Origin of the sequence: Deinococcus deserti VCD115 (assembly GCF_000020685.1) — a bacterium.
In the GTDB taxonomy this organism is placed as follows: Bacteria; Deinococcota; Deinococci; order Deinococcales; family Deinococcaceae; genus Deinococcus; species Deinococcus deserti.
In genome coordinates, this window is sequence record NC_012526.1 from 1,269,470 (window position 1) to 1,282,742 (window position 13,273).

General features: G+C 62.8%; 13 protein-coding genes. 4 read left to right on the forward strand and 9 right to left on the reverse strand.

Annotation, left to right across the window (positions count from 1 at the left end; all coding sequences use genetic code 11):
• Positions 1–56 precede the first annotated feature (56 nt).
• Positions 57–989: a carbohydrate kinase family protein gene (locus DEIDE_RS06020; RefSeq protein ID WP_012693065.1), complete on the forward strand. Its 933-nt coding sequence runs from the start codon at positions 57–59 to the stop codon at positions 987–989.
• Between the two features lie 59 nt (positions 990–1,048).
• Here the strand turns inward: DEIDE_RS06020 and DEIDE_RS06025 are convergent, their stop codons facing one another.
• The 7 genes from DEIDE_RS06025 to DEIDE_RS06055 form a co-directional block, all read right to left on the reverse strand.
• Entirely contained in the window at positions 1,049–1,789 is a 741-nt protein-coding gene (locus DEIDE_RS06025) for a class I SAM-dependent methyltransferase (RefSeq protein WP_012693066.1), read from the reverse strand.
• Between the two features lie 23 nt (positions 1,790–1,812).
• Positions 1,813–3,018: a polysaccharide deacetylase family protein gene (locus tag DEIDE_RS06030; RefSeq protein WP_012693067.1), complete on the reverse strand. Its 1,206-nt coding sequence runs from the start codon at positions 3,016–3,018 to the stop codon at positions 1,813–1,815.
• A complete protein-coding gene (locus DEIDE_RS06035; RefSeq protein ID WP_012693068.1) occupies positions 3,015–4,148 on the reverse strand; it encodes a UDP-N-acetylglucosamine--LPS N-acetylglucosamine transferase in 1,134 nt (377 codons plus the stop codon). Before DEIDE_RS06035 ends, DEIDE_RS06030 begins: the two co-directional genes overlap by 4 nt.
• Positions 4,149–4,153: 5 nt before the next feature.
• Positions 4,154–5,299, reverse strand: coding sequence for an LptF/LptG family permease (locus DEIDE_RS06040; RefSeq protein WP_012693069.1), 1,146 nt, complete (start codon positions 5,297–5,299; stop codon positions 4,154–4,156).
• A gap of 97 nt (positions 5,300–5,396) precedes the next feature.
• Positions 5,397–5,825 (reverse strand): 3-hydroxyacyl-ACP dehydratase FabZ, encoded by a 429-nt coding sequence (gene fabZ / locus DEIDE_RS06045; RefSeq protein ID WP_012693070.1) that lies wholly within the window; start codon positions 5,823–5,825, stop codon positions 5,397–5,399.
• 75 nt (positions 5,826–5,900) lie between these two features.
• A complete protein-coding gene (gene mreB / locus DEIDE_RS06050; protein WP_012693071.1) occupies positions 5,901–6,944 on the reverse strand; it encodes a rod shape-determining protein in 1,044 nt (347 codons plus the stop codon).
• Positions 6,945–7,025: 81 nt separating this feature from the next.
• Positions 7,026–7,286 (reverse strand): hypothetical protein, encoded by a 261-nt coding sequence (locus DEIDE_RS06055; RefSeq protein ID WP_012693072.1) that lies wholly within the window; start codon positions 7,284–7,286, stop codon positions 7,026–7,028.
• Positions 7,287–7,598: 312 nt separating this feature from the next.
• Between DEIDE_RS06055 and DEIDE_RS06060 the strand changes: the two genes are divergently transcribed.
• Together DEIDE_RS06060 and DEIDE_RS06065 are read left to right on the forward strand one after the other, a co-directional pair.
• Positions 7,599–7,853 carry a hypothetical protein gene (locus DEIDE_RS06060; protein ID WP_012694512.1) on the forward strand — a complete coding sequence of 85 codons (255 nt, stop codon included), beginning with the start codon at positions 7,599–7,601 and terminating at the stop codon, positions 7,851–7,853.
• A gap of 23 nt (positions 7,854–7,876) precedes the next feature.
• The gene (locus tag DEIDE_RS06065; RefSeq protein WP_012693073.1) at positions 7,877–9,043 is read left to right on the forward strand and encodes an acyl-CoA dehydrogenase; all 1,167 of its coding nucleotides are present in this window, start codon (positions 7,877–7,879) and stop codon (positions 9,041–9,043) included.
• A 67-nt stretch (positions 9,044–9,110) separates the two neighbouring features.
• Here DEIDE_RS06065 and ilvD read toward each other — a convergent pair whose 3' ends face one another.
• Both ilvD and DEIDE_RS06075 read right to left on the reverse strand, forming a co-directional pair.
• Positions 9,111–10,805: a dihydroxy-acid dehydratase gene (ilvD, locus tag DEIDE_RS06070; RefSeq protein WP_012693074.1), complete on the reverse strand. Its 1,695-nt coding sequence runs from the start codon at positions 10,803–10,805 to the stop codon at positions 9,111–9,113.
• A 114-nt stretch (positions 10,806–10,919) separates the two neighbouring features.
• The gene (locus DEIDE_RS06075; RefSeq protein WP_012693075.1) at positions 10,920–11,936 is read right to left on the reverse strand and encodes a peptidylprolyl isomerase; all 1,017 of its coding nucleotides are present in this window, start codon (positions 11,934–11,936) and stop codon (positions 10,920–10,922) included.
• A gap of 135 nt (positions 11,937–12,071) precedes the next feature.
• On the opposite strand from DEIDE_RS06075, the gene DEIDE_RS06080 reads away from it, so the two are divergent.
• The gene (locus tag DEIDE_RS06080; protein WP_012693076.1) at positions 12,072–13,139 is read left to right on the forward strand and encodes a lipid II:glycine glycyltransferase FemX; all 1,068 of its coding nucleotides are present in this window, start codon (positions 12,072–12,074) and stop codon (positions 13,137–13,139) included.
• The last annotated feature ends 134 nt before the right edge of the window (positions 13,140–13,273 follow it).

Below are 13,273 nucleotides of genomic sequence, written 5' to 3' on the forward strand. Positions count from 1 at the left end.
TGATCCGCCTGCCTAACCCAGAAATTGTGGGCCGCGCTGCCGGCCCGGAGGACAATGTGAAGTTTTACGTTATCGGTGACGTCACCGTCGACCACCTGTACCACCTAGATCGCCTGCCTGCTCCCGGCGAGGAAGTAGCCCCGATTCGTGCCAGCATGGAGCCCGGTGGAGCTGGAGGGACCATCAGCGTGACCCTCGCGCGCCTGGGCCACACCGTTACCCTGGCTGCCCGCGTGGGCGCCGACCCCTTTGCTGAGTATGCCCTGAGCCATGTGCGGCAGACCGGGGTCAGTGAAAGCGCGATTCAGCGTGATCCGGAAGTGCTGACGAGCACGATTACCGTTATGCAGACGGCCAGTGGCCAGCGCGCCATGATCAGCGACGGCGCCGCCAACCGGCTGCTTGATCCTGCGAAGCTCAAGAAGAAGGATGTCGAAGGAGCCGACGCTCTGATCGTGAGTGCCTACAGCCTGACTGAAGGCCCACAGCGTGAATACGCCCTCAAGGCTATTGATCTGGCCCGGGGTGCCAAGAAGCCGGTGCCGGTGTTTATTGACCTGGGTGCCGGCGCGGTCAACCGGGCAGGTACCAGCCTGCTCGGTAGCGTGATTCAGGCGGACTACCTGATGCTCAACCAGCACGAGCTCTTGGCCCTGACCGGCACCAACAGCATCAGTGCGGCGTTGGCCCAGCTGGGCAGCAAGGGTGCCCAGCGAGTGATCGTCAAAGTCGGCAAGATGGGCTCAATCGTATGGACCCCCACGGAAACGGAACTGGTCGACGCTGTGACCCTTGCGGAGAACCTGGTCGACTCCACGGGAGCGGGTGACACTTTTACCGGGGCCTTTGCCCACGCGGTGATGACCGGAGCGTCACTGGCCGAGGCTGCGCGTGCGGCCAATGCTGCGGGCGCCCTGTCGGTGACAAGCTTTGGTGCTCAGGAACGGCCTATTACCCCGGCTGATCTGGCACAGGTCCTGAAGCAGTAGGCTTCAGCCGGAATCTGGATCAGTGAGGTGCCCTTGATCGGGGCACCTCACTGGCTGTGCTATATGACGCGGCTCTGAAACACCATGACATCGCTGCGGCTGTCCAGGGGCCCACCCTGAAAGCTGCCGGTGACTTTCGGGGACTCAAAGCCCGCGAAGCGCAACAACCATTCGACCTCATAGCGCGTGTAGTAACGCTGGGTCAGGGTGTAATGCTGTCTGGTCAGACGGCCGTCCGGCTGCGTGGTGTCCACGTGATATTCGGTGGTGATGTGCTGGCGGGCTTTGTTGTGCCGCTGCACCAGGAAGATATCGCGGCGTGATCCGTCCGGAGCATGGAACGTTTCTCCCTCATGGCGTAGGGTGTTCATCTTCCCGAAGCGCGGCACGTACAGGTCGAATACGAATGGAGTCCCTTTCGGGGCGTGAGTCCTCAGGTTTTCCAGCGCCTGAAGTTGTTCGCTGGGCGTGTAGAGGTGCATCAGGGCGTTGAACGGTGCGATCAGCAGGGAAAACTGCTCATCCAGACGGAAGGTGCGGACGTCCCCCTGCACAAACTGCGGCTGTAGCCCGTCGCGCGCAGCGCGGCTCCTGGCGCGCTCGATCATGCGGGCGCTGGGCTCCAGGCCGATGACATCCACCCCTTTGCGCGAAAGGAATGTGGTGACTCGGCCCGTGCCAGCCCCGACTTCCAGTACCTTGCCGCCCGCCCGCTGTGCTATGCCGGCATAGAAGTGCAGGTCATCCCGGTACAGGTCGTACTGGTGATCGTACAGGTCAGCGAACTCGTCGTAATTCACAGGCGTCAGTATGGCTGGGCAACTCAGTCGCCGTAGCGCTCCAGAAAGGCTTCACGGCTCAGGATGCTCAGCTTGGGCTGAGGAGCACCCGGAACACTGCCGTAACCGCGGCGCAACACGTTGGCCCAGCGCTGGAGCCGCCGCGTATCGGCCGGTGGCAAGTCCACAGTTTCGAACCCCAGGGCTGCGAGCAGGCTTGAGAGGGCTGAAAGGCAAAACACTACCTGCGTATCTTTCAAGTCAGCTCGCGTGCGCAGATCGCGGGCCACTCCACGGAAGTCCTCGCGCGCCAGCCGGACGCTGCGCCGTAAGCCGAGGTCGACCAGCAGCGGATTATTGACGTGGAACTCTGCGGCGGGGATTCCCTGGGGAATCAGCGTGCCGTTCGAAAGCTTGACGCCGTGCAGTGGAAAGGTCACCCGTCCGGTCCGGAACAGATTGTCAGCGCGGCCTTCGGTGGGCCTGACCTGATGGAGCCGGTCATACACGGCGTCAAGGCCAATAAACAGCCGCCGTCTGAGGCCGGCAGTATCGAGAGGAATGGCGCCGTCCAACTCTCCAAGGGGCACGCAGCGGTAGCCGCGAGAGTGCAGTTCCGTAAGCAGTCCAGGCAACGCTGGAACCGTAGTTCGCGCTCCTGGTCCAGCATCATGCAGCACGACCACGGCTCCCGGTGTCACCTGGGCCAGTACCCGCTCTTTCACTTCGGTGGGCGACTGGGCTGGGTCCCAGTCCCGCGCCTCCACGCTCCAGTGGGCCCCTGTCAATCCCGCCATGCGCTGACCGAGCACAGTTGCCAGGGAATACGCCCCATGCGGGGGCCGGTGAAACCTTACCGGCTGTCCGGTCACTACGCCGATCCGCCGGGCAGACCGCGCCGGGTCCAGGAAGCCGTCCCATGGGGTCCGCAGCCAGGCATGTACGTGGCGGGCTGCGTGGGCTCCAACCTCGTGGCCCTCATCCAGCATGCGGCGGATCAGGTCCGGGTGCGCTTCGGCGCGGTTGGCTATCACAAAAAAAGTGGCCCGGGCCTGGGTATCGCGCAGGGCATCCAGGACAAGTGGTGTCGTCACCGGATCAGGACCGTCATCGAACGTAAGAGTCAGTTCACGGCGTTCCCGGCGGCCTTCTCGGATCAGTCCAGCACCAGCCTGTTGTACCAGCAGATACGGCAGCCCTAGATAAACCAGCAGAGCCCCACCAAGTGCAGCCAGTGCGCGCCGCTTCATGCGCGCCCTAGATGTCGCAGCAGCACTTCAGCCACCTGGTCGGCGGCGTCGGGCCGGCCAACTGCACGCGCGCACTGGCTCATGCGCTCACGTTCGTCTTCGTCCAGGGCACGCAGTACTGCCCCACGCAGATCGCGCCGCTGGCGGACCCACACGCCCGCTCCGTGCCGTTCCAGGAAGTCTGCGTTGTGCTCTTCCTGGCCAGGAATCGGCCCAAACACCACCATGGGCACGCCCAGGGCTGTTGCTTCAGCCACCGTGAGGCCTCCAGCCTTTCCGACGACCAGATCAGATGCCGCCAGCAGTTCCGCGAAGTCGGTGGTGTGCCCCAAGCGGTGGATCGTTGCGCTCCCGGACTGCTTCACACCCCGGCCCCGCGCTCCGGCCAGCAGCAGCACCTGCACCCTCCGCCCGAGATTACTTAGTTCGGACAGCAATTCGTTCAGAGCCCGGTAATCACCGTTTCCACCGCCGGACACCAGGAGCAGGGGCAGGTCAGCCCGCAGGCCGTGCTTCTCGCGGAGTGCAGCCCGGTCAGCCCCGATCAGCTGGCGAAAGCGTGCATGGATGGGAATGCCAGTCACAAATATCTTCGCCGGGTCAGCGCCACGCTCCACCATCTGCTGCGCCGTTTCTTCCGAGGCCACCATGGTCAGCTCCGCCTCGGGCCTGATCCAGTGCCGGTGGGCACGGTAGTCGGTGACGACCAGGGCCTGGACGAATGACAGTCCAGTCCTGCGGCGAACCGTGTCGGCCAGTGGAACGGAAGACCAGTAACTGCTGACCACCAGTTCGGGCAGTGTCTGTTCCAGATCGCGCTGCATGCCGCGTAAGCCCACCCAGCGGCAGAAGCTGACGATCAGGCTGAAGGGCCGGTCGTGATCGGTTCCGTGGTAGAACCACGCATACAGCCACGGGGCGTAACGCAGCTCAAAGGCATACAGGTCAACGGTCCACACACGCTCAGTGGGCCCAAGGTAGGCGACCGCGTCGCCCTGCCGCGTTTCGAGCGGCACGCCCCGGGCCTCCAGCGCCTGCTGCACTGCCATCTGCGCCTGGTGATGCCCCGATCCGATGGACGCGCTGACGAACAGCGCCCGTAATGGGCCTTGCTGACTGGACTTTTTCATGCGGGTCACGCCCGCCTCAGCATCCAGAGGCCCGCCACGGCAAACACGATATTGGCCAGCCACACACCCACCTCCGGAACAGCCGGCATGGCTGAAGCCACGGTCAACCCAACGAAGAACAGCAGGTAGTAGGCGACCGCAATCAGCAGAGCAATGCCCAGACTGACCCCCAGGGTCCGGCCAAATCGCAGTGCGAAAGGCAACGCGGAGAGCGCCAGCACGAGGTTGGCAAATGGCAGCGCCAGCTTACGGTTCAGATTGACCCGCGCGGCCTGACGCTCGCTGGCTTTCACACCGGGGGCAGTCAGGGCGGTGATCAGTTCGGGCCAGCCTTCGCTGTCGGCACCAATGGCGTCGGCGTACTGGGCCAGGGTCTGCTTGCGGCTCAGGCCGGTATCCACTTTCAGCGTGTCGGTGGTTTTTTCCGGGATGACCACACTGGGAAACACGTTCTGCACGGCTTCACGAAAAGCGAGGGGATCGTTCTCCGGGACCCTGTTCAGTTCGGAGGCTGCCTCGTAATCCACGGTGTAGACCTGATAACCGCTCAGGGCCAGCTGGTTGTTCTCGAAGGTCCCCTTGTCGGCAAAAATCAGCGTTGCGCGCCTGGGAGCGTCTGCATTCCATTTTTCGACACGTACTCCCCGAAGTTCGCGGGTAGCAGAGTCGTACGAAGCCAGCGCCAGCGTCAGGCCTCCGCCCAGGTCAACGGTCTTTCCGACCAGCTGCGACAGGCCAGCTCCCGTCAGCGCGTCCCAGTACAGGCCGCGGGTTTCCACATTGGCCTTCGGTGCGATCCACAGACTTAGCCACAGGGCCAGCGCCGTCACCAGCCCCGCCACCAGCGCCACAGGCCGTGCCACGCGTCCCAGCCCGATGCCCCCGGACTGCACGGCCACGAGTTCACGCTCGGTGCTCATGCGGCCGAAGGCCACCACGGTCATCAGAACAATGGCCATGGGAAAGACTTTGACCAGCGTGTCCGGTACCTGATACGCAATCCAGCGGCTGACCAGGCCCAGCGGCACGCCTGCCAGCCACTGGCTGGAAATGAAGAAGTAACCGAAGCTCAGCACAGCCGTAAACAGCAGTGTGCCGGCCAGCAGCGGCGGAATCAGTTCGGCAGTTACGTAGCGGGTCAGGCGGGTCACTGGGCAGCCTCGCGCGGACAGACAAAGAAAACAGGCGCCAGGAAAAGAGGGGAGAACAGCATTCCCCTTACCCTAGCGCCCCGACCGGGCGGTCGTCTCACCCTTTGGACAGGGCAAACAGGATGGTAGCTTCGACGGCCAGTTCGCCGTTGACCTCGGCGCGGCAGGTTGTCTTGCCCAGGCCACGACGGGCGAATTCCAGTTTGGCGTGCAGATGCAACTGGTCACCCGGAACGACTTTGCGCTTGAACCTGGCTCCTTCGATCCCGGCGAGATAGCCGACCATGCCTGGTTCGAGACTTTCGTGCATGCAGAAGAAGCTGGCCTGGGCGAGCGCTTCAATCATCAGGACGCCGGGCATCACTGGCTCCTGGGGGAAGTGCCCCGGGAAGAAGGGCTCGTTGAAGGTGACGTTCTTGATGGCATGCACCTCGCCGTTTTCCACACTCAGCACGCGGTCGACCAGCATGAAGGGAAAACGGTGGGGCAGCGTTCTGAGCACGTCCTGAATCATGATCGGGTCCATAGTGTCCTCCTGAAGAAGCAAAGAAAAGGCCGGAGCCTGGAGCGGCCCGGCCTGAAGTGGCGCGCGGGACGCGAATCAGCGGCGCAGGTAGTTGTCGCTGGACACCAGGCTGTCACCCAGCACCGGGATCATTTCCAGCGCCATGCCTGTGCCGACCGCGACGGCTTCTACCGCGTTTTCTGCAACGGCGACCGGAATGCCGGTGGTCTGGCGCAGCAGTTCATCGAAATTGCGCAGCAGGCTGCCGCCGCCGGTCATCACGATGCCACGGTCGATGATGTCGCTGACCAGTTCCGGCGGAGTGATTTCCAGTACGCGCTTAACGCCTTCGACAATCTTGGTGACCGGCTCGGAGAGTGCTTCGACAACATCCGTGCTGTCCAGGCTGATGGTCTTGGGCAGACCGTTGACCAGGTCGCGGCCACGGACTTCGGCGGTCAGGTTCTCGGAGTCGTCGAGCAGCATGGCTGCGCCGACCTTGACCTTGATTTCCTCGGCAGTGCGCTCTCCGATCAGCACGTTATGCTTGCGGCGAACGTAACGGATGATGCTCTCGTCGAATTCGTTGCCCGCCACGCGCATGGACTCGCTGACCACGATGCCGCCCAGTGAAATGACAGCAACGTCGGTACTGCCCCCACCGATGTCTACGACCATGGAACCAATGGGTTCGGCAATCTTGAGTCCGGCACCGATCGCAGCCGCCAGAGGCTCTTCGATCAGGAAGGCGCGCTTGGCATTACTGTTCAGAGCTGCACGCAGGACGGCGCGTTTTTCCACGTCACTGACGTTGCTGGGCACTCCGACCATCAGCTGCGGCTTGAAGCCGAAGAGACGTCCGGCATTGCCCTGCACCTTCTGCAGGAACATGGTGATCATCTTCTCGGTGAGGCCCTCGTCGGCAATGACGCCGTCCTTGATAGGCCGCACAGCGACAATGCCGCCAGGTGTGCGCCCGATCATGCGGTAGGCCTCCTCACCCACGGCCTTGACCTGCTTGCTGTCGCGGGCCATGGCAATCACACTCGGTTCCTGAAGCACCAGGCCGCGCGTCTTGCTGTAAATAAGGAACGTTGCCGTTCCCAGGTCAATGCCGATATCTTCAGAAAACCTTCCCACGCAATCCTCCGGTCAAAACGCATCAATCGTAGCACGCACCATGAAAGCTTCCTGAAGTCGTTCAGAAGCCCCGACAGCCTTTCAGGAACGCGGTTTGATGTAGGCGCTGAGGGCAAAAATGAGTCCGGTCACAATCACCATAAGGGTGGCCCGGGTAAAGCCTGGCAGGGAATCCAGATTCAGGCGTGCGCTGAGGAGGGTCTCGATGCCTCCCAATGAGCGCAGCCACAGGGACGTGCCACCGTTGGGAACCAGAGAAGCGAACGTACCTATGGTCAGCACAGCCAGCGCCATTCCGGTCAGGAACAGAACAACAGTCAGGACCCAGAGCAGCGCACGCATAAAGATTTCACTTTGAGAAGGGCAGAGGCCGGCAGAGTCATCCGGCGCATTCTAAACGCGTGGTTGTTCGGCGCGGTGAAACAGCGTTTCGGAGGATGGGTTTTCCTGGGGAGCAGAGCGAGAACAGAACCCAGTGCCTCCGCCGGGCTGATATGTATGGCTCTACATGCGGTCTGTGACCGCCGACCACGTGACTGACCGTGACACGTTAGAGCGATATCACAGTCCGCAACCAACTGGCCTTCGACCTACTTCTCATGTGAACTGAGCCCTGAATAACCCGAAGAAGTGCTCGGCCTCTACACTGCGGGGGTGAGTCTGCCCGCCCGCGTCCGCGTCACCCGTCCACCCCTTCCTCTGGCTCCTGCGCTTCGTCAGGCGGCGGCGCGGCTCTGTCCGGCTGCGCCGCTGGACCGTCTGTCCAGCGCGGCCCTGGCGATTGCAGGCGGCGCGGTGATAGGAGCGCACCTGAAGTGGGAGGAGGGAGAGGTCCAGGCCATAGAGACAGGCTGGCGCGGGCGGGGCATCGAGGAAGCACTTGCCTCCGCCTTGACTCCTGCGACCTAACGGTCGTTTGGTAGGCTGAACTCATGACCAGCCCCGATACCGGCATGAGCTTTGCCCTCAGCGGCGACCAGCGCATGATTCTTCAGATGGTGCGCGACTATTGCAGGGCCGAACTGGCTCCCAGGGCCGCTGAATTTGACCGGAGCGGCGAGTACCCCCGTGAACAGCTGCGTGGTCTGGCCGAGCTGGGCCTGATGGGGGCCACGGTACCTGAAGAGTGGAACGGTGCTGGCCTGGACTCGGTCACGTATGCCCTGTGCTTGGAAGAAATCGCCGCGGCCGACGCCAGCGTGGCCGTTATCGTCAGTGTGCAGAACGGCCTGCCAGAGCAGATGATTCTGCGCTACGGCACCGACACCCAGCGCGAGAAGTACCTGAAGCCACTGGCCAGCGGCGAGCATATCGGCGCCTTCTGCCTGACCGAAAACAGTGCCGGAAGCGACGCCGCCAGCCTGCGGCTGCGGGCCGAGCGTGATGGGGACAGCTGGGTCTTGAATGGCAGCAAGTCCTGGATCACGTCCGGGGGACAGGCCGATACCTATCTGGTGATGGCCCGGACCGGCGAGAGCGGCGCCAAGGGTGTGAGCTGCTTCATCGTTGAGAACGGCACGCCCGGACTGAGCTTCGGGAAGCCCGAGGAAAAGCTGGGCCTGCACGCGTCACATACCACCACCGTAAACTTTGAAGGCGTGCGCGTCTCCCAGGAAAATATGGTCGGCGCGGAGGGCCAGGGGCTGATCATCGCGCTGGCCAGCCTGGACTCTGGACGCATCGGCATTGCCATGCAGGCTCTGGGGATCGCCCGCGCTGCAATGGAACACGCCACCCGCTATGCCAATGAGCGGGAGCAGTTCGGCAAGAAGCTGCGCGAGTTCGAGGGCGTGTCCTTCAAGATTGCGCGCATGGCGGCGCGCATTGAAAGTACGCGGCTGATTGCCCTGAAGGCGGCGTGGCTCAAGGACCAGGGCCTGGCGTTCGGAAAGGAAGCCAGCATCGCCAAGCTCCTGGCCAGCGAAACGGCCGTGGACGTCACCCGTGACGCTATCCAGGTGTTCGGCGGCAACGGCTACAGCCGGGAATATCCGGTGGAGCGCCTGTACCGCGACGCCAAGGTCACCGAGATCTATGAAGGCACCAGTGAGATTCAGCAGCTGGTGATCAGCCGCGCGGTGTTCAAGGAACTCGAGTAAGGAAAATCAGGCAGAGGAAGAGGGAAAGCATTGAACACGTGCTTTCCCTCTTTGGTAAAGCGAAGCCTCAGTCGGTGTACGCGCCGACCTCGGCACCGCTGACCAGCTTGGCGTACTTGGCCAGGACTCCGCGTTCGTAGTTGGGCTTGGGCGGGCTCCATTCGGCGCGGCGGCGGGCCAGTTCCTCATCCGGCACGTGCAGCGTGAGGTTGAGGGTCTCGGCGTTCAGTTCGATGGTGTCGCCCTCGTGGACCAGCGCGATAGGGCCGCCGACAAAGGCTTCCGGCGCGACATGGCCGACCACCAGGCCGAAGGTTCCTCCGGAGAAGCGTCCGTCCGTGATCAGGCCGACACTGTCGCCCAGACCCTTGCCGATGATGGCACTCGTCGGAGAGAGCATCTCGCGCATGCCGGGGCCGCCTTTGGGACCCTCGTAGCGGATGACCAGCACGTCACCGGCTTTGATGCGGTCGCCCATGATGGCTTCCATGCAGGCTTCTTCCGAGTCGAATACCCGCGCGGGCCCGGTGATCTTGATCTGCTTCAGGCCGCTGATCTTGGCCACGCTGCCATTCGGCGCCAGGTTTCCGCGCAGGATTGCCAGGTGACCCTGCGTGTAGATCGGCTGGTCGAAGGGACGGATGACGTCCTGGTCTGCATTCGGCGCATCAGGCTCATCTGCCAGGTTTTCCGCCACCGTCTTACCGGTCACAGTCAGGCAGTCGCCGTGCAGCAGGCCCTCTTTCAGCAGCATCTTCATCACGCGCGGAATGCCGCCTACCTCGTGCAGGTCGGTAGCCACGTACCGTCCGCTGGGCTTGAGATCACAGAAGACCGGTGTGCGCTCGCGGATGCGCTCAAAGTCTGCCAGCGTCAGGTCAATGTTGCAGGCGTGCGCCACGGCCATCAGGTGCAGGACGGCGTTGGTGCTTCCACCCACGGCCATGATCACGGTGATGGCGTTCTCGAAAGCCTCGCGGGTCAGGATGTCCAGTGGGCGGATATCCGCCTCGATAAGTTTCAGCAGCGCGCGTGCACTGTCGGCGCTGCTGACGGCCTTCTCGGCGTCCACAGCGCTCATGGTGCTGGAGTGCGGCAGGCTCATGCCCATCGCCTCGAAGGCGCTGCTCATGGTGTTGGCGGTGTACATCCCGCCGCACGAGCCGTTGCCGGGGCAGGCACGTTTTTCGATCTGCTCGAAATCGTGCCGGCTGATCTTGCCGGCGCCGAACGCCCCCACCGCCTCGAATACGCTGACAATAGTCAGGTCCTGCCCGTTGTAGTGTCCAGGTTTGATGGTGCCGCCGTACACGAAGATGGCCGGAATGTTCAGCCGGGCAATGCCGATCATGGCGCCCGGCATGTTCTTGTCGCAGCCGCCCACCACAATCACGCCGTCATGAGACTGTCCGCGTGAGACGGTTTCAATGGAGTCGGCAATCACCTCGCGGCTCACCAGCGAGCACTTCATGCCCTCAGTACCCATGCTGATGCCGTCGGACACCGTGATGGTGCCGTAGATCTGGGGCATGCCGCCCCCTTCATGAATAGCTCCGGTGATGTGGTCTGCTAGCTCTCCCAGGCCGTTGTTACACGGCGTGATGTTGCTCTGGGCGTGCGCCACGCCAATAATCGGCTTTTCGAAATCACCATCCTGGAAGCCCACAGCGCGCAGCATCGCGCGGTTTGGGGCACGCTCGTCGCCTTGCGTGATGTGGTGACTGTTCCAGTTCAGCTTGCGCTTCTGTGCCGTGTCGGTCATGCCTCACCCTACGCCCTGAGCGTGTGGCAACTGGTCCAGAAGCACAGACAGGTGCGCATCAGAACAACAGGGACTCCCCTTTTTGGGGGAGTCCCTGACCAACGCCGCGTGAACTTATTTGGGGGCAGGCGCGGCTGTAACCTTCACCACATCGGGGAAGGACTCGGTTTTCATCTTGGCAATCTGAGAATTGAGGTATTTCTGCGCAGCTTCCCGGGTCAGCTGTTCACGAATGACAGGCGCAGCTTCGGCCAGTGGAACCATTCCGGCTTCGGTGCGCTTGGACACCAGCACGACGTGCCATCCGAACTCGGACTGGACGATCTGGGGGGTGTTCAGCGGGCCGGTGAAGCTGGCCTTGTCGAAGGTGGCAACCATGTCGCCTTCTCCGAAGCAGCCCAGGTCGCCGCCCTGCGCAGCACTTCCAGGATCCTGGCTCTTGCTGGTAGCAATTTTGGCAAAGTCTCCGCCGGCCTGCAGCTCTTTGACCACGGCCTGGGCTTCAGCCTGAGATTTGACCAGAATATGCCGGGCACACGCTTCACGCTGACGCATAAACGAAGTGCGGTTGAGGTTGTAGTTGCCTGCCACCACAGCGTCTCCGAACTTGAAGCGGCTCTGGATGGACCGGAGGTAGGTGCCGACGATCAGCTGCCGCTCGAGATCGGCACGCAGGTCTGCTTCGCTGGCATACCCGGTGCCACTCAGGGCATCGGCAAATTCGGCGTCACTTTCAAAATCGGCGCGAGCATCGGCCACCTGCTTGTCTATCTCGGCGGCGTCGGCCTTGACGCTGCCGCGGGCCAGCTGGTAAACAGCGCGGTCACGCAGATACTGCTTGAGAAATTCGCCGCGGGCGTCGTTGAATTCTGCCATGTAGCTTTCTTCGAACGGTACGCCCTGAGAATTCAGCACCCGGGCCACGGCCTGCCGGAAGGCACGGTTGAATTCGGCCAGGGTGATGACCTCCTGGCCGATCCGTCCCACGACGGCGCTGTCCTGCGCCGCGGATGTCTGAGCCGGCGCGGTCTGCGCAGGAGCAGGCGTCGCAGGTGTGGTGCTTGGAGGCGTGGTCGTTTGGGCCAGGGCGCCGCCTCCAAGCAGCGCCAGCGTGATCAGGAGTTGTTTCACGCCTCCCACTTTAGCGCGCACATTTCAGCCCTCACTGTGTAGCAGGTGAAGGCAGGGAAAGAACAGTGGGTCAACCACGTCGTCCCGCTTCATGTCGAAGGCGGTCCGGGAACAGGGGCTGATACAATCCGCCCCGTGCGCCTGACCCTGCAAGAAACGACCGACCCGCGTGTCTACGACGATGCGGTGAGCCGCCTGCCCATTACCAGTGCCCTGCAGGGCTGGGGCTACGGCGAGGCAAGGCGCGCCCTCGGGCAGACTCCGGTACGGTACCTGATCACCCGGGACGGCCAGACGGTCGGTGCTGTGCAGCTGATCCGCAAACGGCTGGTCCCTGGCTTTTCTACGCTGTACGCCCCACGCGGCCCCGCTCTGGAAAGTCTGGACCTTCTGCCGGCCGTTGCTGACGCAGTGAAGAAAATTGCCCGGCCGACGGACGCCCTATTGAAGATCGAGCCCCCGGTGCCTCTGCCTGCCAACGACGACAGCCGCGCCATTCCTGAAAGTTACGGACCGTTTCAGCGTGCGGCCACCGAGCAGCCGGAGCACACCATCGTGGCGGACCTGCGTCAGAACGAAGACGAGCTGTTCGCAGGGCTGCACAGCATGGCCCGGCGTAACGTTCGCACCGCTCAGAAGCTTGGAGTCGTTGCAGGGCGCGACGACGACTTTGAGGCCTTCTGGGAGATTTTTACGGCTACCAACGAGCGGGCCAAGCTGGGGGCCTTCCCGCGCAAGTACTACGAGACCATGCTGCGTGAAGGCAACGCCCACGGAGGTGAGGCGTATCTGGTGCTGGCGCGGTCACAGGGCAAGGCTCTGGCAGGCGGATTTTTCCTGGCGATGGGCAAGGGGACCTATTACCTGTTTGGGGGCAGCGTCCGTGACGACCGGGTGGATGATGCCGGTCAGCCGTTCAAGGACGCCAAGGCTCCCGACGCCTTCTACTGGAACGCCATGCTTGACGCGAAACGACGTGGTTACGAACTGTTCGATTTCTGGGGCATCCCACGCGAGCTTGACGAGAGCAAACACAGCTTCGGCGTCTTCAAGATGAAGCTCAAATTCAGCGAGCAGCGGGTCTGGTATCCGGCTTATGACCTGAACCTCAACCCGGCCGCGCCGGTCATCGTCAAGGCCCTGCGCTGGCGCAAGACCCAGAACAACCTTCGTAAGCGCGGCAGCGCCGAAGACGTGCTGTAACACGCGACGCCAGCATCTGAGCGGCGGCAGAGTGCCTGACCACCTTGATGCTCCGGGCTGCCGCAGTAGCGTAGGCTGGTTCAGGAGCCTTTTTGTGTGCTCTGCCGGGGGCTGCCTTTACCCGTCACTCAGCC